We start from the raw sequence: 22,354 nt of genomic DNA, 5'->3' as shown, positions 1-22,354 counted from the left end.
ACATGGCTGCCGTGCCCCGGGGCCGAATCCAAGCCGACCAGGGCTCATCCATAACCTGCCGAGACCCGCCATGACCCGCCTGCTCCATATCGATTCCAGCGCCCGCTCCGGCGGCTCCGACCGCCAGCCCCACGGCTCCCACAGCCGCCGCCTCAGCGCCCGCTTCGTGCAGCGCTGGCGCGAGCTCGATCCGGATGCCGAAGTCGTCGTGCGCGATGTCGGCCTGCACCCGCCGACACCGGTCACCGGCGGCTGGATCCATGCCGCCTTCACCCCCGAAGCCAAGCGCGAGGCCTGGATGCGCGAGACCCTGGCCGAAAGCGACCGCCTGATCGACGAACTGCTCGCCGCGGACGTGATCGTCGCCGGCGTGCCGATGTACAACTTCGGCATGCCGGCGCAGTTCAAGGCCTGGATCGACAACGTCGTGCGGGTCGGGCGCACCTTCGGTTTCGATCGCACGCGCGAAGGCGAGCCGTATTGGCCGCTGCTCGCCGACGCCGGCAAGCGCCTGGTGCTGCTCAGTTCGCGCGGCGATTACGGCTACGGCGCGGGCGAGCGGCTGGAAGCGATGAATCACGTCGAACCGGGCGTGCTGACGCCGATGCGCTACCTCGGCATCACCCAGTCGCATTCGGTCGCGATCGAGTACGACGAATTCGCCGACGAACGCCTGCGCGCGTCGATCGAACGCGCCGAAGCGCAGGTCGATGCGCTGGTCGAGCGGCTGGCGGGCGAGGGCGAGGTGCGCGCGGCGGCTTGAGCATCCGCGCCAGCGCCGGCGTTCGATGTCGAACGCCGGCGATCGCTGCCGATACCCGCCATCGCCGCGACGGCCGCGCAAACCGCATCGTTTCGCCAACACCGCATGCGCACGATCCGGCGCCGCCCCTTCCGCTTTGCCCGCCCGCAACCTAATGTGTGCGGCCTGAGCGCAGGTTTTTCGCCGCGCTTCCCGCTTCGTCGCAGGCCCGGATCGTGTTGAGGACCGTCACCGCCACCCGCTATGTCACGCCGCTGCGCGAAGGCGGATCGTTGCCGGCCGTGGTCGAGGCCGACGACGAAGGGCTGTACGTGATGAAGTTCCGCGGCGCCGGCCAGGGCCGCAAGGCGCTGATCGCGGAGATCATCGCCGGCGAACTGGCGCGGCATCTGCGACTGCCGGTGCCGGAGATCGTGCTGATCGAACTCGACGCCGACATGGCGCGGACCGAGCCCGATCCGGAAATCCAGCACCTGATCCGCGCCAGCGCCGGGCTCAATCTCGCCCTCGACTATCTGCCCGGCTCGGTCAACTACGACCCGCTGGTGGACCGGCCCGACGCGCAGCTCGCCTCGCGCATCGTCTGGTTCGATGCGCTGGTGACCAATGTCGATCGCACCGCGCGCAACACCAACATGTTGCTGTGGCATCGCCGGCTGACCCTGATCGATCACGGCGCCGCCCTGTATTTCCATCACGACTGGGCCAACGCCGCGCATGCCGCCGCGAGCCGCTTCGTGCCGGTCAAGGATCACGTGCTGTTGCCGCTGGCCAGCGAGATCGCGCAGGTCGATGCGCAGATGGCCGAACTCGTCACGCCGGAGCTGGTGGCGTCGATCGTGGGCTTGGTGCCCGATTCGTGGCTGACCGACGAACCCGGTTTCAGCGACGCTGGCGAACACCGCCGCGCCTACGCCGACTATCTCAATCGCCGCGTCGCCTCGCCGCGCGCCTTCGTCGAGGAGGCGATCCATGCCCGCTCGCTCCAGCTATGACTATGCGGTGATCCGCGTGGTGCCGCGGGTCGAACGCGAAGAGTTCGTCAACGTCGGCGTGCTGGTGTCGTGCCCGCAGGCCAAGCTGCTGGTCGCCGGCATCGAGCTCGATCCGCAGCGCCTGCACGCGATCGATCCCAGCACCGACATCGAAGCGGTGCGCCTGCATCTGCAGGCGATCGAACGCATCTGCCAGGGCGGCCGCGACTCCGGCCCGATCGGGCAATTGCCGGAGCGCGCGCGCTTCCACTGGCTCACCGCCAAGCGCAGCTCGATCATCCAGATGTCGCCGGTGCACACCGGCCGCTGCCTGCAGCCGGAGGGAATCGTCGAGCATCTGCTGGAGCGGATGGTGCGGGTGGCGAAGCCGCGCAGTTAGCCGCTTGCGGCCTCGCGGATTTCGGCCCATTTACCTGCGCGTCCGTCCTTAACGAAACGGCGGCGATCGCGGTGCGGCAACTTGTCGCCGCCCCGGCCCGCCCCTATGTTGCACACAGTCGCGGCGCGGGCCGTCGAGAGCGAGCGAGGCGAGCGTGATGCGGCAAGATCCATCGAACGAGCAGGCGGACGCGCAGCGCATCTTGAACGACGCCCAGGACCGCGCCGACCTCAAGCGCGCGGTCGCGTTACTGGAAACGCCGTCGATCACCGCGCGCATGGCGGCGCTGGCCGGCGCGCCGATCGAGTTCGGCATGTCCAAGCTGCCGAACTTCGCCCACAGCCGCATCCAGAAGACCGTGCATTCGGCCTTGCACAAGGCGGCGTCGGCGGCGCTGTGGACGGTGAAGGACGTGCCCAGCAAGGGCTCTTCGACCAAGACCCACAAACTGGCCGCGGCGGTGTCCGGCGCGGCCGGCGGCCTGTTCGGCCTGGCCGGGCTGGCGGTCGAGTTGCCGGTGACCACGGTGATCATGATGCGCTCGGTCGCCGACATCGCCCGCAGCGAAGGTTTTTCGGTGTCCGACCCGTGGGTACAGGCCGCATGCGTGGAAGTGTTCGCCTTCGGCGGCAACAGCAAGGACGACGACGCATCCGAGCCCGGCTATTACGCGTCGCGCGGCGTGTTGTCGGAGCTGACCAAGAACGCGACCAAGGAACTGGTGCACAGGGTCGGCCATCGCGGCGCCGAACAGGTCACCCATGCCTACGCCAAGAAGCAGGCGGCGTCGTGGCTGGCCAAGCTGATCGACGCGGTGGCCACGCGTTTCGGCGTGATCATCACCGAGAAGACCGCCGCGCAGATCGTGCCGGTGCTCGGCGCGGCGACCGCGGCGACGATGAATGTGCTGTTCACCAATCACTATCAGGACATGGCGCGCGGCCATTTCATCGTCAAGCGGCTGGAACGCAAATACGGCGCCGAACCGGTCGAGCGCGCGTATCGCGAGCTCAAGAGCGGCGTGCCGGCGTCGCTTGAGGGCGGCGCGGCGGCCTAGACCGAGCTGCGCAGCGCCAGGGTCGTGCGCGTGCCGCGTTCGGTCGCATCGAAGCGCAGGCTCCAGCCCAGGTGCTCGCACAGGCGCGAGATCAGGTCCAGGCCGATGCCGCCGCCGCCGCGTCCGCCGCGGGCGACGCGGGTGTAGAGCGCGCTGATCTCTTCCGGCGTCATGCCGTGGCCGGGGTCTTCGATCACCAAGGTCGCGTCCGCTTCGAGCCGGATGGTGATTTCGCCGCGGTCGCTGTTCTCGATCGCGTTGCGCAGCAGGTTGCCGATCGCCGCCTGCACGATCTGCAGCGGCGCGACGATCTGGCAATGCGGCATCGGCGCCAGCGACAGGGTCAGGTCTTTGTCGCGGGTCAGGTGGCGATGGTCTTCGACGATTTCCGGCAGCAGTTGATCCAGAGCGAAGCGGTCGCTGCTGCGGGTCAGGCGCTCGGGGTCCTTGGCCAACACCAGCAACAGCGAAATCAATTGCTCGACATCGCGGGCGGTGCGGCGGATGCGGTCGAGCTGGTGGCGCGTGCCCTGCGGCAGGTCGTTCGCGTCCAGGGCGATTTCGGTGGCGCCGGCGATCACCGCGATCGGCGTGCGCAATTCATGGCTGGCGCTGTCGATGAAGGCGCGCTCGCGCTCGACGAAACGGTCGTTGCGCTCGACGTAGTCGTTGACCGCATCGGCGATCACCACCAGTTCCGAGCTGGCCGCTTCCGGCACTTCCACGCGCTGGCCGGCGCGGTCGGGCTGCAGGTTGCCGATGCGTTCGGCCATGTTGCTCAGCGGCCGCACCAGCCGGCGCACGCCCCAGCCGATCACCACGCACAGCAGCAACAAGGTGGTGATGGCCGAGCCGGCGATGGTCAGGGCGAGGTCGAACTCGCGATGCTCCATGTCGTCGATGTCCAGCGCCAGGGTGAGCCGGCGGCCGTCCACCTCGCGCACCAGCACCACGTGCTCCAGGCCGTTGTAGTCGACTTCGTCGTGGATGCCCGGCGACAGGCCGCGCAGTTCCGGCGGCGGCGGCCGGGTGGCGTCGTCGTACAGGCTCAGCGCCTCGGTGTCGGTCCAGCGGTAATCCGCGTCGATGCGGCTGCGCTCGACGAAGTGGTCGAGCTCGGTGTCCATCAGCGAGGTCCACACCAGATGCTCGGCGTGTTCGTTGACGATGAAGCCTTGCACCACCACCGCGATCGACAGCAGCGCGGTATAGCCGAACAAGCCCAGCAGGATGCGCTGACGCAGGCTTGAGCGCGTCGTGCGCCCGGGCTTGGACTTGTCGGGCGGGGACTCAGTCGGCGTCGCCATCGTGTCCGCGTTCTGCTGCATCGGCCGGCACGGCCAGACGGTAGCCCACCCGCGGCAGCGTCTGGATCAGCTTGACCGGGTACGGCCCGTCCACCGCGCGGCGCAGTTCGTAGATATGCGAGCGCAGCATGTCGCCGTCGGGCGGGCTGTCGCCCCACAGCGCATGCTCCAGGCGCTCGCGCGTGACCGCGCCGGGACTGGACTGCAGCAGCACTTCCAGCAGCTTGCGGCAGGCCGGGTACAGGTGCAGGGCGCGACCGCCGCGGCTGACTTCCAGGGTGGTCAGATCGAGCTTGAGATCGGCGACCTGCAACACCCGGCTGCGGCCGCGGCCGGCGGCGCGGGCGGCCAGCGCTTCCAGGCGCACTTCCAGTTCGGGCAGGGCGAAGGGTTTGGTCAGGTAGTCGTCGGCGCCGGCGCGGAAGCCGGCGATCTTGTCCGGCAGTTCGTCGCGGGCGGTCAGCATCAGCACCGGCACGTCCGAGCCGGCCTCTTCGCGCAGGCTGCGCAGCACTTCGCGGCCGTCCAGGCGCGGCAGCATCCAGTCCAGCACGATCGCGTCGTAGCGCTGGGTCACCGCCAGGTGCAGGCCGGTGGGACCGTCGGGCGCGGCGTCGAGGGTGTAGCCGCGCGCTTCGAAGTAATCGAAGAGATTGGCGACCAGATTGCGATTGTCTTCCACCACCAGCAGGCGCATGCGCCGGTTTCTCCCGCCGCTGGGCGCGGCATAGCGATAGTGCCCCATCCGCGTGCCGCGCAGGGCGTTCGATGGGCTCCCCAAGCCCAGACCGCGAGCCTGCCGGCCACGCCGTCGGAACCTTGTCGGAATCGGGCGGTCGGTCGCGCCGGGCCGGGCCGGTTCCGTGCCGCCGGCTGAACGGCGCCGGCGCTCCGGCCTCGCCGCGGGCGGCTTTTAACGAAGCCTCAACTCGGCTCCGACCGCTCTCCGACAGCGAGGTTTCGATCATCGCCGCAGCCCGGTTTGACGCTGCCTCAGGCATCGCGTGGACCGTCCGCCGCCTTTCGAGCCCGCTGCGCCGATGAATTTTCCTGTTTCCTGGCCCCGTCCGCCGGTGGCCGCGTCTTCCCACTTGCCCGGTTTCGCCCCGGGCATGACGGCGCGCCGTTTTCTGCTGGGCCATGCGCTGTGGCCGTTGGCGGCGCTGCTGGCGCTGTCGCTGCTGAGCATGGGCCTGGGCGGCGATTTCTGGCTCGCGGATCGTTTCTACGCCTGGGAAGGCGGGCGCTGGGCCTTGCAGAACTCGTTCCTCACCGAACACCTGATCCATCGCTTCGGCCGCGATGCCAGCACCGCGGCGTGGCTGGGCGTGTTCGCGTTCTGGCTGTTCGCGCGGGTGCGCCCGGCGCTGCGCGAATGGCGCCGGCCGCTGGCGTTTCTGCTCGTGTCCACGCTGCTGGCGGTGATGTTGGCTTCGGGGCTGAAGTCGCTGACCAACATGGACTGCCCCTGGGACCTGAGCCGCTACGGCGGCGCCAACGCTTACTTCGGCCTGTTCGACGCGCGTCCGGCGGGACTGGAGCGCGGCATCTGCTTCCCGGCCGGTCATGCCAGCGCGGGTTATTCCTGGGTCGCGTTGTACTTCTTCTTTCTGTTCGTGCAGCCGCGGCTGCGCTGGGCCGGGCTGGCGATCGGCCTGGGCCTGGGCCTGCTGTTCGGTGTGTCGCAGCAACTGCGCGGCGCGCATTTTCTCTCGCACGACGTGTGGACGCTGGGAATCAGTTGGTTCGTCGCGCTGGCCCTGTATCTGGCGATGGCGCGGCGCGAGGCGCCGGCGACGGCGCCGGCCGCGGTGCCGTTGCTGCGGAGCGCCGGCCGATGAACGTCGCGACCCGCGCTCAACCGCGTTGGCCGGCCTGGTTCGCCTATCGGCCGCAAGCGCGCGTGGAGACCATCGTCGCGCTGGCCAGCCTGTTCTTCGCCACCTTCGCCAACAACGCGTTCTGGCGCGCGGCGTCGGCGGCCGGGGCGATGAGCACCGCGCACGGCGCCTGGGTGGCGGTGTGCATGTTCGTGGCGATCGTGGCGATCACCATGCTGCTGCTCGGCGTGTTGCTCAATCGCTGGACGGTGAAGCCGCTGCTGACGGTGCTGCTGCTGGTGACCGCGGGCGCGGCCCACTTCATGAGCCAGTACGGCATCTACCTGGACACGGGCATGGTCCGCAACGTGCTCCAGTCCGACGGCAAGGAATCGCGCGAACTGGTCACCGCCGGCTTGATCCTGCCGATGCTGTTGTACGGCGTGCTGCCCGCGCTGCTGTTGTGGCGGGTGAAGCTGGTGGTGGCGCCGCTGGGCCGCTCGATCCTGCTGCGCCTGGGGTTGCTGGCGGCGTCGCTGCTGGTCGCGGGCCTGGCCTTGATGGGCTCGTTCCAGGACATTTCCGCGCTGCTGCGCAATCACAAGGAAATCCGTCATCTGGTGACGCCGGCGAACTATCTGGTGTCGCTGACCCGGGTGGCGCTGGACGATTCGGCCTCGCAGGCGCGCGGACGCACGCCCATCGGCACCGACGCGCGCATGGCCGCGCGCCCGGCGGCGAGCAAGCCGCGCCTGCTGGTGATCGTGGTCGGCGAAACCGTGCGCGCGCAGAACTGGGGCTTGAACGGTTACGAGCGCCAGACCACGCCGGAGCTTGCGCGCATCGCGCCGGTGAACTTCCCCGACATGACCGCCTGCGGCAGCAGCACCGAAGTGTCGGTGCCGTGCATGTTCTCGCCCTACGGCCGCGAGAACTACGACAAGGACCGCATCCAGGGCTCGGAGTCGTTGCTCAACGTGCTCGAGTACGCCGGCATCCAGACCTTGTGGCGCGACAACCAGACCGGTTGCAAGAACGTGTGCAAGGGCCTGCCGTTCGAGTCGTTCGAACACGGCACCGATCCGAAGTTCTGCACCGCCGAGGGCTGCTTCGACGAAGTCATGCTGGGTGGCCTGCGCGAGAAGATCGGCGCCAAGCCGGGCGACGCGGTGGTGGTGCTGCATCAGCTGGGCAACCACGGCCCGAGCTATTACCAGCGCTACCCGCAGCGCCTGCGCCGCTACAGCCCGACCTGCGATACCAGCGAACTGGGCCAGTGCAGCCGCGAGCAGATCGTCAACGCCTACGACAACGCGGTGTTGGCCACGGACGAGTTCCTGGCCCGCACCATCCGCTATCTGGCCCAGGACACTTCGCGCGATACGGCGATGATCTATCTGTCCGATCACGGCGAGTCGCTCGGCGAGAACGGCCTGTACCTGCATGGTGTGCCGTACTCGATCGCGCCCAAGACTCAGACCCGGGTACCGATGGTGATGTGGTTCTCGCCGGGCTTCAGCGCCTCGCGCGGGCTCGACGTGCAGTGCCTGCGCAAGGAAGCCGCGCGCCCGGCCAGCCAGGACAACCTGTTCCACTCGGTGCTGGGGCTGATGCAGGTGGAGACCGGCGTGTATCAGAAGCGGCTGGATCTGTTCGCGCCGTGCGATAGCAGGGCGGTGGCGAAGGGTTAAGAGCCGGTTCGAAGTCTCTTTTGCTCGTCGTTCCCGCGAAGGCGGGAATCCAGAGACTTCAGCGGCATCTCTCCAGGCCGTCATTCCCGCGAAGGCGGGAATCCAGAGACTTCAGCGGCATCTCTCCAGACCGTCATTCCCGCGAAGGCGGGAATCCAAAGACTTCAGCGGCATCTCTCCAGACCGTTATTCCCGCGAAGGCGGGAATCCAGAGACTTCAGCACCATCTCCCCAGACCGTCATTCCCGCGAACGCGGGAATCCAGAGACTTAAGCGCCATCTCTCCAGGCCGTCATTCCCGCGAACGCGGGAATCCAGAGACTTCAGCGCCATCTCTCCAGTCCGTCATTCCCGCGAAGGCGGGAATCCAGAGACTTCAGCGCCATCTTTCCAGGTCGTCATTCCCGCGAAGGCGGGAATCCAGTGACTTCAGGCGTTCTCGCACGAAAGGCCCTGGATTCCCGCGTTCGCGGGAATGACGAGCAAAAGCAGTTCGACGTAAGGTTGTGGCCTACCGCCTACCGCCTACCGCCGCAGCCACCGTCACCGCCACAGCCGCAGCCGCAGCCGCAGCCGCAGCCACAGCCACAGCCACAGCCACAGCCACAGCCACGCGAATCAAGTCGATCCCCACCACCGCCGATGCAGCACGCGCGCATGGCTGCGACGCAACCAGCGCCGCACCTGACTCTCGTTGGCGCGCTGCGGATACGGCCACGCCGGCGGCATCGCCGTTCGCGACACCCAGCCGTTGTCCTGCCCCAGCGCGTCCGCGCAGGCGAAATAGCCGTGGTTGACCAGCACCTCGAATTCGACATCGAGGAAACGGTCCAGGTCGGTGCGGATCTGTCCGATCACCTGCGTGACCAGCGCCGGGCTGTAGCCATCGGCGCCTTCGTCGCGATGACTGGTCAGGCCCCAGTACACGCCGATCATCGAGCCGCTGCGCGCCTGGCCGAAGAACAGGCGCTTGCGCAGCGCTTCGGCCTGATTGCCCATGACCTGGGTGTAGCGCATCAGCCGCTGCAGCCACCAGCGTTTGCTTTCGAACACGAACGGGCCGCCGGCGTCGGACACCAGCACTTCGCGATAGCGGCGCAGGGTCGGTTCGGTCGCCAGATTGTCGTAGACGCCGCCGTCGCTGAGCTCGATGCGCGCGCGCAGTTCGTCGGCGTCGTCGCCCTGGTAATGGCCGCGCTGATAGTCGCCGGGCGCGGCTTCGAAGCGCACCGGGCCGAACACCGGCGGAAACGACGAGGACGCCGCCACCGCGCAGCTCAGCCGCACCCGTTGCGCGCCGTCGCGCAGGTAACCGGCGAGGTAGTCGCCGACGCGGCGGCGAGAGAATTCCCAGTTCACGCCGAAGGTGAGGTCGGTCGCGCAGAACACGAACGACGGGGTTTCCGGCAGTTCGTCCAGATGGCGCTCGCCGAACATGCGCCGATAGCCGCGGTCGAGCAGGGCGATGCGGTGCGACGGCCACAGCCCGTTGTGCGCGGCGGTGGCCAGCACCGGCCAGGTGCGCAGGTCGCGCGCGACCACGGCGCGGAACGGCTCGACCACGCTCGCGCGAAAATCGATGCGGTCGCTCCAGGCGGCGAAGCTTTCGTGTTCGTCGCGACGCGTATCCAGATACCGGCAGGCGAGCCAGGCCGAGACGATGCTGCCGCCCGACACCGAGCTGACCATGCCCAGGCCGGCCAGCACGCCGGTCTCGTGCAGCCGCAGCAGGCCGCCCAGGTGGAACAGCGCGGCGCGGTAGCCGCCGCCGGACAGGCACAGGGCGCGGCCTTCGCGGTCCTTGGCGCCGCCGCTGGCGGCGGCGAGCTCGGCCCGGCGCGCCTCGCGGCGGATGCGCAGGCGTTCGAGTTCGACGTCGGTGCTCTTCATGCGAACGCTCCCGGGTTTGCGGCGCGACGACAGCATCGCGCGGCCAGCCGGTCATTGTCCGATGAAAGCGTCTCGGTGTTCAGGATCGGTGTTCGATAGGCTCCGCGCTCCGGCCCCTCTCGGTAAGAGAGAGGCCGGAGCGCTCGCGCCCCTGGTCGAGGCGGTCGCTCAGGCTACCTGCACCAGCTCCAGCTCAGCCGGTGCGGCGGCCGGCGCCGTCGCCACGTCGCTGCCGCGCAACGGCGGTAGCAGTCCCCACTCCCCTAAGATTCGTACCGCGGTCGCGGTGCCGTTCTCAGCGTGGATTTTCTCGCCCAGCTCGCGCGCGGTCTGGATGCGCTGCGGCTGCAGAGCGTCGTTGATCGCCTGCGCCATCTGCTCGGCATTGACCGTGCGCCGGTCCAGCGCCGGCGGCGCGGTGCCCAGTTCGTTCATGCGCCGCGCCCAGAACGGCTGATCGCCGAAGAACGGCACGAACACCGAGGGAATGCCGGCGCGCGCGGCCGCCACCGTGGTGCCGGCGCCGCCGTGATGCATCGCCATCGCCATGCGCGGGAACAGCCAGTCGTGCGGCGCGGCTTCGATCACGTAGATCTGATCGTCCATGCGCCCCGCGTCGCGGCGCAGCCCGCCCCAGCCGGTCGCCAGCACCGCGCGCCGGCCGCTCAGGCGCACCGCATCGACGACGATGTCGGTGAAGGCTTCCGCGTTGTTGGCCAGCATGCTGCCGAAACCGATGTAGATCGGCTTCTCGCCTTCGGCCAGGAAGTCGGTCAGCGACTGCGGCGGCTGCCATTCGTTGGCCTGATCGAGGAACCAGCTGCCGGTGACGCAGACCTGCTCGGGCCAGTCGTCCGGACGCGGCAGGATGTGGCGGCTGTAGCCGTACAACACCCGCATGCGCTCGGGGTCCTTGTCGAAGAACGGCCCGTACCACGGGAACAGCGGCAACTTGAGCTGCGGCCGGATCGCGCCGTTGACGGCGGGCTTGAGCGTGTACCAGGCCAGCAGCTTCATGACCGAGAACAGCGCCATGTTCAACCAGCCGGGGAATTCGCGCTTGGACCAGAACGACAGCGGCGAGAGTTTGCGCGAAGGCGTGAACGGTTGCAGGTGCGCCTGCAGGAACGGAACGCCTTCGGCTTCGCCCAGGGCTTTCGCCAACTGGGTGACGATGCCGGTGCCGATCAGCAAGGACGCGCCCTTGCACACCGGCCGCGCTTCCTGGGCCCAGGTCGCGGCCCACTCGGCGAACTTCGCCCGCGTGTGCTGGACCAGGAACCAGGGATTGAGCGCCTTGTCGACGGTCTCGGGATTGTTCGTCAGCAGATCGCTGAAGTCGGCGCTGATGCCGCAGAACTCCAGCCCGGCTTCGCGCACCAGCGGGGCGAAGTTCTCGCTGGTGACGATGCGCACCGGATAACCGGCGCGGTGCAGCGCCTGGCCCAGGCCGATGCACGGACGCGCATCGCCCTGGGTGCCGACGGTGAAGATCACGATCGCGCCGGGCGTGGTGTCGCTGTTGGCGGCCTGGGTGTTGGCGGAAACGGAAAGTGGAGTGGCGGACACATGCATCTCCTTACGAATAGGCGGCGATCGCGAGCGGCGCGGCGCCGACCTGGGCCGGCAGCGGGGTTTCGCGGCGCTGCGGCTCCGCGTGCGGTGCCTGCAGGCGTTCGCGCAGCACCCGCGCGATGTGCGCGGCCGAGCGCGGCTCGAGCATGGTCTGGTGATGGCAATCCACGTCGTGCACTTCGATGTTGCCGCCGACGAAGGGCTGCCAGGCGTGGGCGTGGTAGTGCAGCAGGCCGTCGAGATCGACGTGATCCTTGAGCCGCGCGTTGAAGAACACCACGTCGGCGTCGATCGAGGTGGGCCGGTAACGCCGCGCCAGCGTCAGGTTGTTGCGGGTGACCGCGGCGACGTTCTCGATCAGCTTGGCGTCGGCCTTCATGATCTCCTGCACCAGCGGGATCGCGAACACCTCGTACTCCTGGCACAGCAGATCGGCCAGGCTGCGCATGTCCTGCGGCGGGTTGTCCTTGGCGCGATGATGGAAGCCGAGGAACTTCAGCACCGCCAGCGCCTGCTGGGCTTCGCTGGATTCGACCGGTTCGGCGACGAAGGGATACGAATCCATCATCGCCAACAGCTCCACCCGCTCGCCGGTCTGCTGCAACTGCGCGGCGATGGCGTGGCCGATCAGGCCGCCGAGCGACCAGCCGAGCAGGCGGTACGGCCCGTGCGGCTGGATCTTGCGCATCTGCGCGATGTAGTCCGCGGCGATCTCTTCGATGCTGCCCGGCAGCGCGCCGCCGCCGCGCAGACCGCGCGACTGCAAGGCATACACCGGCAGCTGATCCAGGTGGCGCAGCATCGTGGCGTAGGCCCAGCTGAAACCGGTCACCGGATGGATGCAGAACAGCGGGCGCTCATGTTCGGTCGGGCGCAGCGACAGCACCGCGCCGAGCGGATCGTTCTCGCCGCCGCTGCGTTCCAGGTACGCGGCCAGGCTGGCGATGGTCGAGCCTTCGAACAACGCGCCCAGCGACAGTTCGGAATTGAAGTGCTTGGGGAAGGTGGCGATGAGTTCCGCCGCGCTCAGCGAATCGCCGCCGAGCTCGAAGAAATTGTCGTGGATGCCGATCTGCTCGATGCCGAAGATCTGCTGCCACAGCGTCACCAGCTTGCGTTCGATCTCGCTGCGCGGCGCCACGTAGGTCGATTGCCGGTTGCGCGCCGGCGGGATCAGCGCCTTGCGGTCGAGCTTGCCGCTGGGGGTGAGCGGCAGCTCGGCCAGTTCCACATACACCGACGGCACCATGTAGTCGGGCAGGCGCGCGGACAGCACGCGCCGCACCGCTTCGCTGTCGATCTGGGCGGCGGCGGCCGGCACCACGTAGGCGGCCAGCGTGAGATGACCGACCGGATCGCGATGCAGCGCGACGGCGGCCTCGGCGATCGCGTCCAGGGCGCGCAGATGGGTTTCGATATCGCCCAGCTCGACGCGATGGCCGCGGATCTTGACCTGCTGATCGACGCGGCCGAGGTATTCGATCACCCCGTCCTCGCGCCAGCGCGCCAGATCGCCGGTGCGGTACATGCGCGCGCCGGGCGCGGCGTTGAAGGGATCGGGCAGGAAGCGCTCGGCGTTGAGTTCGGGCCGGTTGCGGTAGCCACGCGCCACGCCTTCGCCGCCGATGTACAACTCGCCGATGCTGCCGACCGGCATGGGATTGCGCGCCGCGTCCAGCACGTAGACCTGGGTGTTGAGGATCGGGCGGCCGATCGGCGGCGCCATGCCGGCGCCGGCGTCCAGGTCCTGCGCGGTGAGTTCCATCGCCGTGGACCACACCGTGGTTTCGGTGGGCCCGTACAGATTGGTGACCTTGGCCGCCATCTGGGTCAGCCGCTGCGCCAGTTCCACCGGCAGCGCTTCGCCGCCGACCAGCGCGTGCACCTCGTCCAGGCGGATGTCCGAACCGGTCAGGAGGATGCGCCACAACGACGGCGTGGCCTGCATCACGTCGATGCGCTGTTCGCGGATCACCCGTGCCAGCGCGAGCGGGTTGCGCGTCACCTCGCCGGTGACCATCACCACGCTCGCGCCCACCGTCAGCGGCAGGAACAGCTCCAGGCCGGCGATGTCGAAGGAGATCGTGGTCTGGGCCAGATAGCGCTGGTCCGCCGCGGGCCGCAGCTGCTGCTGCATCGCCTGCAGGAAGTTCCACAGATTGCGATGGGTCAGCTCCACGCCCTTGGGCACGCCGGTGGAACCGGAGGTGTAGATCAGATACGCGTTGGCCTCGCCGCGCGCGAGCGGCAGCGGCGCGGCGGCGTCGCTGTCGTAGTGCTCGTCCTGTTCGTGCGCGAACAACACCTGCAGATCGCGGCCGCCGAAGGCGCCGGCGAAGTTCGGCGTGGTCAGCAGCGCGCGCGGGGCGGCATCGTCCAGGGTCAGGGCGATGCGCTGCATCGGCGCTTCCGGGTCCAGCGGCAGATACGCCGCGCCGGCCTTCCACACCGCCAGCAGCGCCGCCATCAGCACTTCGTCGCGCGGCAGGGCGATGGCGACGATGTCGTCGGGACGCACGCCGCCGGCGATCAGGCGCTGGGCCAGGCGGGTGCTGGATTCGTCGAGTTCGCGATAGCTCAGCCGGGTTTCGCCGGCGACGACCGCGATCGCATCGGGTGTGCGCGCGGCCTGCTGCTGGAACTGCTCCAGCGCGGTGGTCCCCGGCAGCGGCGCGGCGGTGTCGTTCCAGTGGTTGAGCACCTGCTGGCGCTCGTCGTCGCCGAGCACGTCGATCGCGCCGAGCGTGGTCGCCGGATCGGCCAGCACCGAATCGATCAGGCGCATCAGCCGGCGCCGGTGTTCGTCCAGGTGCGCGGCCGGGTACAAGGTGGGATTGGCGTCGAAATCGATGATCAGGCCGTTGCCGTCGAGACGGTCGAACACGAACACCATCAGGTCTTCCGCACTGCCGTTGTGCAGGTTCTTGCCGCTGGCGCGGTGGCCGCCAAAGCTGCCGTAGTCGTAGGGCTCGATGTTGATGCCGAGCCAGGCCATGTGCTGGTCGGGATTGACTAGGCCCAGGTCGCGGCGCAGGTCTTCGTAGCGGTACTGCTGATGACGCAGCGCCGACTTGACCACGCGCGAGACCTGCGCGAACAAATCCGACATGTGCATGTCCGGCTCGAACTTCAGCCGGATCGCGACCACGTTGGCGACCATGCCCGGAGTGCTGCGCATGGCGTGATTGACGCGGCCGGTGACCGGCATGCCGAACACCAGATCATGCGCGCCGCTGGCGCGGTGGTAGTACGCGGCGATCAGGCCGATCAGCACCTGCGGCAGGCTCACGCCGCAATCGCGCGCGATCTGCGCCAGGCGTTCGCGCGAAGCCTCGGACACATGGCCGCTGGCGCGGCGCAGGCCGCCGCCATTGCGCACACGGCGGCGCGCGAGGGTGACCGCTTCGGGCAGGTCGGACAGTTGTTCCAGCCAGTACTCGCGATCGCGGCGATAGCGATCGGATTGGCGGTAGCTGGTTTCCATCTCCACCAGCGAAGCCACCGTGCCGAAGTCGGCCGGTTCCGGCTCGCGTCCTTCAATGTAGGCGCTGTAGAGCTCGTTCAGGCGCTTGGCGGCCATGCCGCCGCTGAAACCGTCGTAGACGGTGTGGTGGGCGCGCTGGTACCAGCAGTACAGATCGTCGGCGTACTTGAGGATCGCGCCGACCCACAGCGGATCGTGGGCGAGATCGACCGGCCGGTTGAGCTCGGTCTGCATCCAGGCATCGGCGGCCGCGCGCGGATCGTCCTCGCCGCTGAAGTCGATGTAGGGGCATTCGAACGGATAGTGCTCGCGCACGATCTGGTACGGCAGTCCGCCGTGTTCGACGATGCATGCGCGCGTGGCTTCGGCGTCCTGCGCGAACTGGCGCAGCGCGCGTTGGAACAGCGTCGGATCGATCGGTCCATGAATTTCAACCGCTTCGGCGATATTCAGTGTGGCTTCGACCGAGGCGAGCTTCTGTCCCACCCACAGACCGCGCTGTGCGGTGGTCAGGGGCAGGCCGGGGGGATGGACGTCGTTCATGGCGCTTCCTTTGAGCGGCCGCCGGAGCGCACGCCGCCTACGGCCAACGGACGCAACGTCCGTCGGCGCGTGGTGTTCGACGCGCGCGAGCCTGCGGCCGACCCGTTCTTACGAGTGGCCCCCTCTCCGTGTGTGTTGCGAACTAAGTACAAGCATGGCCGCGGTGCTGCGCACCTGGGCATGGCCTCTTCCGTGTGCATCCGGCGCTTGCGCGCGGACGGCGGGCCTGAATTCTTATGTGTGCTGCTGGGTACGGCGGGGGAGTGCATGAAATCGGCCTGGACGAACGCGCCAGAAGCAACGCTGACCGCTCGCGCAAGCCGTGGTGTACGAAAACCCGATCGCGCCAATGGGCGTGTTCGGCCTTCGGAATCAATATCCCCGAGCGCTCAGGTCATGTCCATCAAGGCGGATGAGAGCCGGATCACAAGTCGAGTATTTACGGCGCGAGCGTTGAGAGGCGGATCACAAGACGGATATGTGAACCTTTTAATGCAGCCCTTTATGAATGGAGTAGGCCGCGCGCGGATTTGTCTGACAATGCGTTTTCCCCTGGAAATCGGCTGTTTTTACAGGTTGGCGCAAGCCGGTTCGAATTCACGCGTGAGTTGTGATCATTTCGGATTTGTTTCCGTTGCGCGCGCGCAACTTTTAACTTCGCAAAATGGATTCGTCTCAGATCAATATCGATGCGCGTCGCATACGCCGGTGAGCTTGCGTGAGTATTTGGCGGTTGCGGAAAAAATCGCCGCAGCGGAAATATCGATTGCGCGCGGCGGCAAAACGGTGAGGTCGATATCGGTCCGGCCGGGAGGCGGCACGGCCGCCCGGGATCGGCTATGATGAGAACGGTTCTCATTTGTAGGAATCCGATGACGGCCTTCCTGTCACCGGTCGCGGGACCGGAATCCGCATCCCCGCCGGCCACCGCGGCCGCTGCGACAGGCGAGGCGGCCGTGCGCGCCGCGGCGCTGGATACCGCCGCGCGCCTGTTCGTCGAACGCGGCCTGGAGCGCGTGAGTCTGGCCGATATCGCCGCCGCGGCCGGCCTGGAGCCTCGCGCGCTGCGCGCGCGCTACGCCTCGCGCGAGCACGTGCTGCTGGCCTTGCAGGAGCGCTTCGTGCGCGACTTCTGCCAGCGCGCGGCGCAGGCCATGGACGCGTGCCGCGACGGCGACTGGAGCGGCCGCCTGCGCGCCTGGGTGCGCACCGGCGTCGATGGGTATCTCGACAACGTCGCTTTGCACGATGTGGTGTTTCACGATCTGCGCACCCACGACCGCCACGCGTGGCAGGAAAACCCCGTGGTCGATCAACTGGTGGAACTGCTCGAAGGCGGCATCGCCGCGCGCGTGTGGGCCGCGCCGGACCCGCGCATGACCGCGCTGATCTTCTTCACCGCCCTGCACAGCGCGGTGGACCGGGTGATCGCCTGCGGCGAGCCGCAGGACGATCCGGTCCAGGTCAGGCACCGCCTGGCGCAGACGCTGATCGGCTACTTCGAGCGCTCGGTGCAGTGGTGGTCGCGGTTCTGAGCGCGGCGGCGGCCGCGACACGCGCGGCCGCCGCGCTCACGCCGCGCGCGGCTGCGCCATCAACTGCGCGATGCCATCGCGGTGTTCAATGTCGATGGCCTCGAAGAAACGCGAGCCGATCATCGACTGCGCCTCGCGCAGCGCTTCCAGCGCCGCCTCGGCGTGGCCGCAACGGAACAGCGACTGGCCCAGCAGCAGCGCCGCCAGCGGCGTCTGCTGCTGCAGGCACCAGGCCCGCGCTTCGCGCGCGGCGGCGATGCAGGCATCGTCGTCGCCGAGCTGGTACAGCGCTTCGGCCAGGCCGCTGCGCAGCCAGTAGCGGATTTCGTCTTCGTCCATGCCGGTATCGGCCAGCGCGATCGCCCGCGCCCAATGTTGCGCGGCCTGGCGGGGTTCGCCGTTGACCTGGTGGCCGATCGCCTGATTGGCCAAGTCCAGGACCTGCGACTCGACATCGTCGAGCAGGGGGGTCATATCCGTATGCATCATGGTTCCTTCCTGGGAGCCGGTTACCGCGTGAGTCCGTGGGGTGCAGGCGCCCACAACTCGGGGCTCTGCAAACCAGCTAACGTAGTCTGATGGAAAAAAGGGTCACTGGATGTGGAAAGAATGATCCAGTTCGTCCAGATCCTCATTGCCGGCCCGGCGCCGGCTCGGCCACAGCCCCGGCTGGCGGGGCAGGCGCGCGACCAGCCGGGCCCCGCCCAGCGCTGAGCTTTCCACGTGAATGGCGCCGCCGTGGCGCTCGATCACCTGGCGCACGATGCTCAGCCCCAGGCCGAAGCCGCCGGTGGAGCGGTCGCGGCTGCGGTCGAGGCGATAGAAGGGTTCGAACACCCGGCGCCGGTCTTCGGGCGGAATGCCGACGCCGTCGTCCTCGACGATCAGCAGCCAGTCCTCGCCGTCGAGTTCGGCGGCGACGCGGATGACGTTGTCGGCGTAGCGCACGGCGTTGCGCATCAGGTTGGAGAAGGCGCGGCGCAGGCTGCGCGGCTCGACGTTGACTTCGTCCAGCGCCGGCGAGATCGCCCATTCGATCGTGGCCGAACGAATCCGCAGTTCCTCGGCCGACACGCCGGTGGAGGCGCGCAGGAACGCGGACAGCTCCACCGGTTCCAGCGTCGGCTCCGGGCCGTTGCGTTCCAGCATGCCCAGGGTCAGCAGTTCGCCGACCAAAAGGTCCAGTTCCTCGACATCGCAGCGCAGCGCGTGCACCCGCGCCCGCGCCACCCGATCGTCCAAGGTGTCGGCCAGGTTGGCCAAGCCGAATTCCAGCCGCGTGATCGGCGTGCGCAGCTCGTGCGAAGCGGCGTTGACCATGTCGCGCTGCGATTGGATCAGCCGGCCGATCTGATCGGCCATGTTGTTGAAGTAGGCGCACAACTGGCGGATCGAGGAGCCGCCGCGCAGGCGCGCGCGCGCGCCCAGATCGCCGTCGCCGAACTGCGCCGCGGTTTCGCGCAGGCGTTCCAGATCGCGCCAGTGCGGCTGCAGCCACATCATCAGGCCCAGCAGCACCATCGCGAACACGGTGAGGTAGGCGATGTAGCGGATCGGAAAATCGTTTTCGTTGTAGCCGATCTGCACGACCTCGCCGCCGGCCAGGCGCAGGTAGATGTGGTGATGCTCGCTGCTGCCGTGATCGCTGGCGGTGCCGCCGGCGAGCAGATCGTCGCGCACGCGCCGGGGCAGCGCGGCCACCTGTGGCGCCGGCATCAGGCTGTAGCGCTCGGGCGTTTCGCGATTGAGCGCGGCCAGCCGCAGCGCCAGATCGCGGCCGCTGGCGCCGCCGAGGCGGTCGCGCAGCAGGGCCAGTTCGCCGACGAACTCGTGCCGGGCCGATTCGGAGTACTGATCCGGAAACAGGTACGGAAACACCTGCTGCACCACCAGGATCGAGCACAGCAGCAGCCCGGCGACGGTCAGGTACAGCCGTACCAGCATCGAAAGCATTCAGTCCTCCCAGGCGATCGGGCTGAACAGGTAGCCTCGCCCCCATACGGTCTTGATCTTGCGCGGCTCGTGGGCGTCGTCGGCGAAATGCCGGCGCAGCCGCGAGATGCTGACATCGACCGTGCGGTCGACGCCGTCGAAACCGATGCCGCGCCAGCGCCGCAACAGCTCGTCGCGGCTGAGCACGCGGCCGGCGGCCTGGGCCAGGATCACGAACAGATTGTAGTCGGCGGTCTTGAGGTCGACCTCTTCGCCCTTCCAGCGCACCTGGCGCGCGGCCAGGTCGATCTGCAGGCCGCCGTAGCTGAGCATCGACGGGCCCGCCGCCTGCGGCTGGGCCTGGCTGCGGCGCAGGATGGCGCGCAGGCGCGCCAGCAGCAGGCGCGGTTCCACCGGCTTGAGGACGTAGTCGTCGGCGCCGACTTCCAGCCCGGTGACCTGATCGAACAGGTCCGCGCGCGCGGTGAGCATCACGATCGGCAGACTCGATTGCTTGCGGATCTGGCGACACACGTCGAAGCCGTCCATGCCGGGCAGCATCAGGTCGAGCACGATCACATCCGGCGGATCGTCCTCGATCGCCGCCAGCGCCTGATCGCCGCGCAGCACCACCGAGGTTTGAAAGTCGTAGCGTTGCAGGTATTCGGAGATCAGCCCGGCCAGACGGGCGTCGTCCTCTATCAGCAGGACTTTATTCATGGCCACCTCATGCGAGCCGGCATGGTAGCGCCGGCCGGTGCGACCCGTTAGGGGGGTACAAATAAACACATCTGGCGTTGAGGCTAGCGTCAGGCGGCGAGGCGTGTGTGAACATGCGGGTCCGATAGAGGGGGAAGCCCGGAGCGGGCAAGTCCTGAGAACGCGGCGGAACTCAGGCAGACGGGGCATGAGATGCGGGGCGATGGCGAAACGTTGTCAGTGATACTCGCAGGGGCGCGATGGTTGCAGTGGCGCGCGAATGCATCGGCCCGTGGAGCGACGCGAACGTGGACGCGCGCCGCCGCGACGGTCGCGGCGACGAGCGTGCACATTAGCGCAGCCACTGGGAGATTGCGCCGGATCGGCGCGAAGACAAGCGCAATGCAGCGAGCGCATGCGCGGCGATGCCGCGGCGACGACGCGCGGCGGCATGCATTTCCATATGGCGATACGCACGCGGCGGCTGACACTTGTCATGCCGGCGTTGTAGCAGCGGCGTCGGCGCGATCGCGATTTGCGTAGCGGCGATGATGCACGGCTCATCGCTGCTTGCGTATGGCCCGACCGTCACCTTGCATGACGAATCGGTCGATTCCGCGTTTTACATCGAAGCCCACAGCTTCAGCGCTTCGCGCGCGACTTCGTGCGGAAACTCTTCCGGGAAGAACAGCTTGGCGCCTTCGATCCGGCGCACCCCGCGCGAGTTCGGAAACAGACGATCCAGATAGTCCGGGCTGGCCGCAGCGAAGATGCTGTCGCCGGTGCCCCACAAGATCCGCACCGGCTGGGTGCGCTGCTTGAGCGTGGCTTCCAGCCCCGCCAACGGATTGGGATCGAGACCCATCGCGTAGGCGTCGGTCAGGCGCACGCGCTCGGGCGATTCCACCAGCGGCCGGAAATAAGTGTCGATGGCTTCGTCGCTGGGATGCTGCGGATAGGTGAAGCACAGCACGCCGATGCCCTTGTCCGAACGCGAGAAGGCGTGGTCGGCCAGTTGCGGCGGGAACGTGTCCAGGGCGAAGCGGCCGCGGCGCGCGGCTTCGATCACCGGCACCACCGCCGCCGGCGGGCTGTCGATCTCGGTGTCGCAATTGGTCAGCAGCATGCTGCGCACGCGCCGCGGATGCGCGGCGACCAGCAACTGCGCGACCTGGCCGCCGCTGTCGTTGGCGATCACGTCCACCTCGTCGATGCCGAGCTTGTCGAGGAACGCGATCAACATGCCGACTTGATCCGCCGGCGTGACGCTCTGGCCCTGCGCGACGCGGGTGTAGCCCAGGCCCAGCCAGTCCGGGGCGATGCAGCGGCGATGCGCGGCCAGTTCGGCCATCACCCCGCGCCACTGGAATCCGTTGAGCGGAAAGCCGTGCAGCAACAAGGCGACCGGGCCGCGGCCGCGTTCGACGTAGGCGATCTGGCCGTACGACGTCGGCAGGTAGCGCCGCGCCGCGTGGAACGCCGCCGCGTCCCAGGCGCCGTTCGCGGTCCCGCCCGCCGCCGCGGCAATCGCGCCGCCGGCGCAGCCGGCGAGCACGCCCGCGCCCATCGCGCTCATCGCGCCCAGACCCAGTTGGATAAAGCTTCTGCGATTCATGACCTGTCTCCCGGTGCCCCGCGGGGCGTTTCGATGGGAGGCGATGATTCGCCGATCCGGTCATGCGCTCAATGACGCGGCAGGTGGAATCTTCATGACCTGACAGGTCATGGTTTCGGCCGCGCGCGGCTTCTATGATGCGTGCCATGCCTGCCTCCCACTTCGCACCAGCCACCGCGCCGCGCGCGTCCTCGTCCCGACCCTCGCGCGCCCACGGCGTCGGCGCGCTGCTGCGCGAATGGCGCGGCGCGCGCCGCCTGAGCCAGCTCGATCTGGCCCTGGACGCGGGCATTTCCGCGCGCCACCTGAGTTGCCTGGAAACCGGCAAGGCCCAGGCCAGCCGCGAGATGATCGAACGATTAGCCGACGCGCTGGACATGCCGCTGCGCGAGCGCAACGCGCTGCTGATCGCCGCCGGCTTCGCGCCGAAGTATCCCGAGACCGCATTGGCGACGCCGGAACTGGCGCAGATCCGCCGCGCGATCGAATTCATCCTCAAGCAGCAGGAACCGTACCCGGCCTTCGTGCTCAACCGGCATTGGGACGTGGTGATGGCCAACGAAGCGGCCGCGCGGGTCGGTCAGTTCGTCATGGACGGACGGCCGAATCTGCACGGCAACATGATCCGGCAGATTTTCGATCCGAACGATCTGCGCCCGGCGGTGGCCAACTGGGAAGAGGTCGCCGGCGATCTGATCCGCCATCTGCACAACGCCGTGGCGGCGGCGCCGTCGGATACGGTCGCGCGCGATCTGCTCGCGGAAGCCTTGGCCTATCCCGGCGTGCCGGCGCATTGGCGCCGCCGTCAGTTCGACTCGGCACCGTCGCCGCTGCTGACCACGATCCTGCGCCGCGGCGAACACGAACTGCGTTTCTTCTCCACCATCACCACCTTCGGCACGCCGCGCGACATCACCCTGGCCGAGCTGCACGTGGAGTGCTGTTTCCCGATGGACGAGGCGACCACGAAGCTGTGCCGGGAACTGTTGGCGAGCGGCTGAGCCCGCTTCGATACCGGTCCGTTAATAGGCAACTTGACGGTTGCATTTCATCCGTGTCAGGATGAAAT

At 68.1% G+C, this 22,354-nt stretch carries 18 protein-coding genes; 9 read left to right on the top strand and 9 right to left on the bottom strand.

Annotation, left to right across the window (positions count from 1 at the left end; translation table 11 throughout):
• The first annotated feature begins 70 nt into the window (after positions 1–70).
• The 4 genes from J7J50_RS23685 (at position 71) to J7J50_RS23670 (ending at position 3,194) form a co-directional block, all read left to right on the top strand.
• Entirely contained in the window at positions 71–763 is a 693-nt protein-coding gene (locus J7J50_RS23685) for an NAD(P)H-dependent oxidoreductase (RefSeq protein WP_215056065.1), read from the top strand.
• 218 nt (positions 764–981) lie between these two features.
• Complete coding sequence (locus J7J50_RS23680; RefSeq protein ID WP_215056066.1) at positions 982–1,758, top strand: HipA family kinase; 777 nt, start codon at positions 982–984, stop codon at positions 1,756–1,758.
• Positions 1,736–2,137, top strand: a complete 402-nt coding sequence (locus J7J50_RS23675) for a DUF3037 domain-containing protein (RefSeq protein WP_215056067.1) — start codon at positions 1,736–1,738, stop codon at positions 2,135–2,137. Before J7J50_RS23680 ends, J7J50_RS23675 begins: the two co-directional genes overlap by 23 nt.
• A gap of 157 nt (positions 2,138–2,294) precedes the next feature.
• Positions 2,295–3,194, top strand: coding sequence for an EcsC family protein (locus J7J50_RS23670; RefSeq protein WP_215056068.1), 900 nt, complete (start codon positions 2,295–2,297; stop codon positions 3,192–3,194).
• On the opposite strand, the gene J7J50_RS23665 is transcribed toward J7J50_RS23670, so the two are convergent.
• Positions 3,191–4,501: a HAMP domain-containing sensor histidine kinase gene (locus J7J50_RS23665; protein ID WP_215056069.1), complete on the bottom strand. Its 1,311-nt coding sequence runs from the start codon at positions 4,499–4,501 to the stop codon at positions 3,191–3,193. The genes J7J50_RS23670 and J7J50_RS23665 overlap by 4 nt on opposite strands.
• Positions 4,485–5,198, bottom strand: a complete 714-nt coding sequence (locus tag J7J50_RS23660; RefSeq protein ID WP_215056070.1) for a response regulator transcription factor — start codon at positions 5,196–5,198, stop codon at positions 4,485–4,487. Before J7J50_RS23660 ends, J7J50_RS23665 begins: the two co-directional genes overlap by 17 nt.
• Before the next feature lie 415 nt (positions 5,199–5,613).
• On the opposite strand from J7J50_RS23660, the gene J7J50_RS23655 reads away from it, so the two are divergent.
• Both J7J50_RS23655 and J7J50_RS23650 read left to right on the top strand, forming a co-directional pair.
• Positions 5,614–6,342 (top strand): phosphatase PAP2 family protein, encoded by a 729-nt coding sequence (locus J7J50_RS23655; RefSeq protein ID WP_215056071.1) that lies wholly within the window; start codon positions 5,614–5,616, stop codon positions 6,340–6,342.
• Positions 6,339–8,012 (top strand): phosphoethanolamine--lipid A transferase, encoded by a 1,674-nt coding sequence (locus J7J50_RS23650; protein WP_215056072.1) that lies wholly within the window; start codon positions 6,339–6,341, stop codon positions 8,010–8,012. The genes J7J50_RS23655 and J7J50_RS23650 overlap by 4 nt, the downstream gene beginning before the upstream one ends.
• Positions 8,013–8,630: 618 nt before the next feature.
• Here J7J50_RS23650 and J7J50_RS23645 read toward each other — a convergent pair.
• The 3 genes from J7J50_RS23645 to J7J50_RS23635 form a co-directional block, all read right to left on the bottom strand.
• Positions 8,631–9,902: a patatin-like phospholipase family protein gene (locus J7J50_RS23645; protein ID WP_215056073.1), complete on the bottom strand. Its 1,272-nt coding sequence runs from the start codon at positions 9,900–9,902 to the stop codon at positions 8,631–8,633.
• Between the two features lie 168 nt (positions 9,903–10,070).
• Positions 10,071–11,471, bottom strand: a complete 1,401-nt coding sequence (locus J7J50_RS23640; protein ID WP_215056074.1) for a glycosyltransferase — start codon at positions 11,469–11,471, stop codon at positions 10,071–10,073.
• A gap of 10 nt (positions 11,472–11,481) precedes the next feature.
• Positions 11,482–15,504 (bottom strand): non-ribosomal peptide synthetase, encoded by a 4,023-nt coding sequence (locus J7J50_RS23635; RefSeq protein WP_215056075.1) that lies wholly within the window; start codon positions 15,502–15,504, stop codon positions 11,482–11,484.
• 396 nt (positions 15,505–15,900) lie between these two features.
• Between J7J50_RS23635 and J7J50_RS23630 the strand changes: the two genes are divergently transcribed.
• Together J7J50_RS23630 and J7J50_RS23625 are read left to right on the top strand one after the other, a co-directional pair.
• On the top strand, positions 15,901–16,347 hold the full coding sequence (locus tag J7J50_RS23630; RefSeq protein ID WP_215056076.1) for a hypothetical protein: 447 nt from the start codon (positions 15,901–15,903) through the stop codon (positions 16,345–16,347).
• Positions 16,348–16,376: 29 nt separating this feature from the next.
• Positions 16,377–17,039: a TetR/AcrR family transcriptional regulator gene (locus tag J7J50_RS23625; protein ID WP_215056077.1), complete on the top strand. Its 663-nt coding sequence runs from the start codon at positions 16,377–16,379 to the stop codon at positions 17,037–17,039.
• 36 nt (positions 17,040–17,075) lie between these two features.
• Here J7J50_RS23625 and J7J50_RS23620 read toward each other — a convergent pair whose 3' ends face one another.
• From J7J50_RS23620 to J7J50_RS23605, 4 genes are all read right to left on the bottom strand, one after another.
• Positions 17,076–17,528 carry a CDC27 family protein gene (locus J7J50_RS23620; RefSeq protein WP_215056078.1) on the bottom strand — a complete coding sequence of 151 codons (453 nt, stop codon included), beginning with the start codon at positions 17,526–17,528 and terminating at the stop codon, positions 17,076–17,078.
• A 102-nt stretch (positions 17,529–17,630) separates the two neighbouring features.
• Positions 17,631–18,992, bottom strand: a complete 1,362-nt coding sequence (locus J7J50_RS23615) for an ATP-binding protein (RefSeq protein WP_215056079.1) — start codon at positions 18,990–18,992, stop codon at positions 17,631–17,633.
• Positions 18,993–19,691: a response regulator gene (locus J7J50_RS23610; protein ID WP_215056080.1), complete on the bottom strand. Its 699-nt coding sequence runs from the start codon at positions 19,689–19,691 to the stop codon at positions 18,993–18,995. It lies immediately after the preceding gene.
• Positions 19,692–20,292: 601 nt separating this feature from the next.
• Entirely contained in the window at positions 20,293–21,285 is a 993-nt protein-coding gene (locus J7J50_RS23605) for an alpha/beta hydrolase (RefSeq protein ID WP_215056081.1), read from the bottom strand.
• Between the two features lie 146 nt (positions 21,286–21,431).
• On the opposite strand from J7J50_RS23605, the gene J7J50_RS23600 reads away from it, so the two are divergent.
• Positions 21,432–22,286 carry a helix-turn-helix transcriptional regulator gene (locus J7J50_RS23600; RefSeq protein ID WP_215056082.1) on the top strand — a complete coding sequence of 285 codons (855 nt, stop codon included), beginning with the start codon at positions 21,432–21,434 and terminating at the stop codon, positions 22,284–22,286.
• Positions 22,287–22,354 lie beyond the last annotated feature (68 nt).

Origin of the sequence: Lysobacter sp. ISL-50 (genome assembly GCF_018612875.1) — a bacterium.
Lineage (GTDB): Bacteria > Pseudomonadota > Gammaproteobacteria > Xanthomonadales > Xanthomonadaceae > Lysobacter.
The sequence above is the reverse complement of the archived record's forward strand: the minus strand, read 5'-3'. Positions and strand labels throughout refer to the sequence as shown.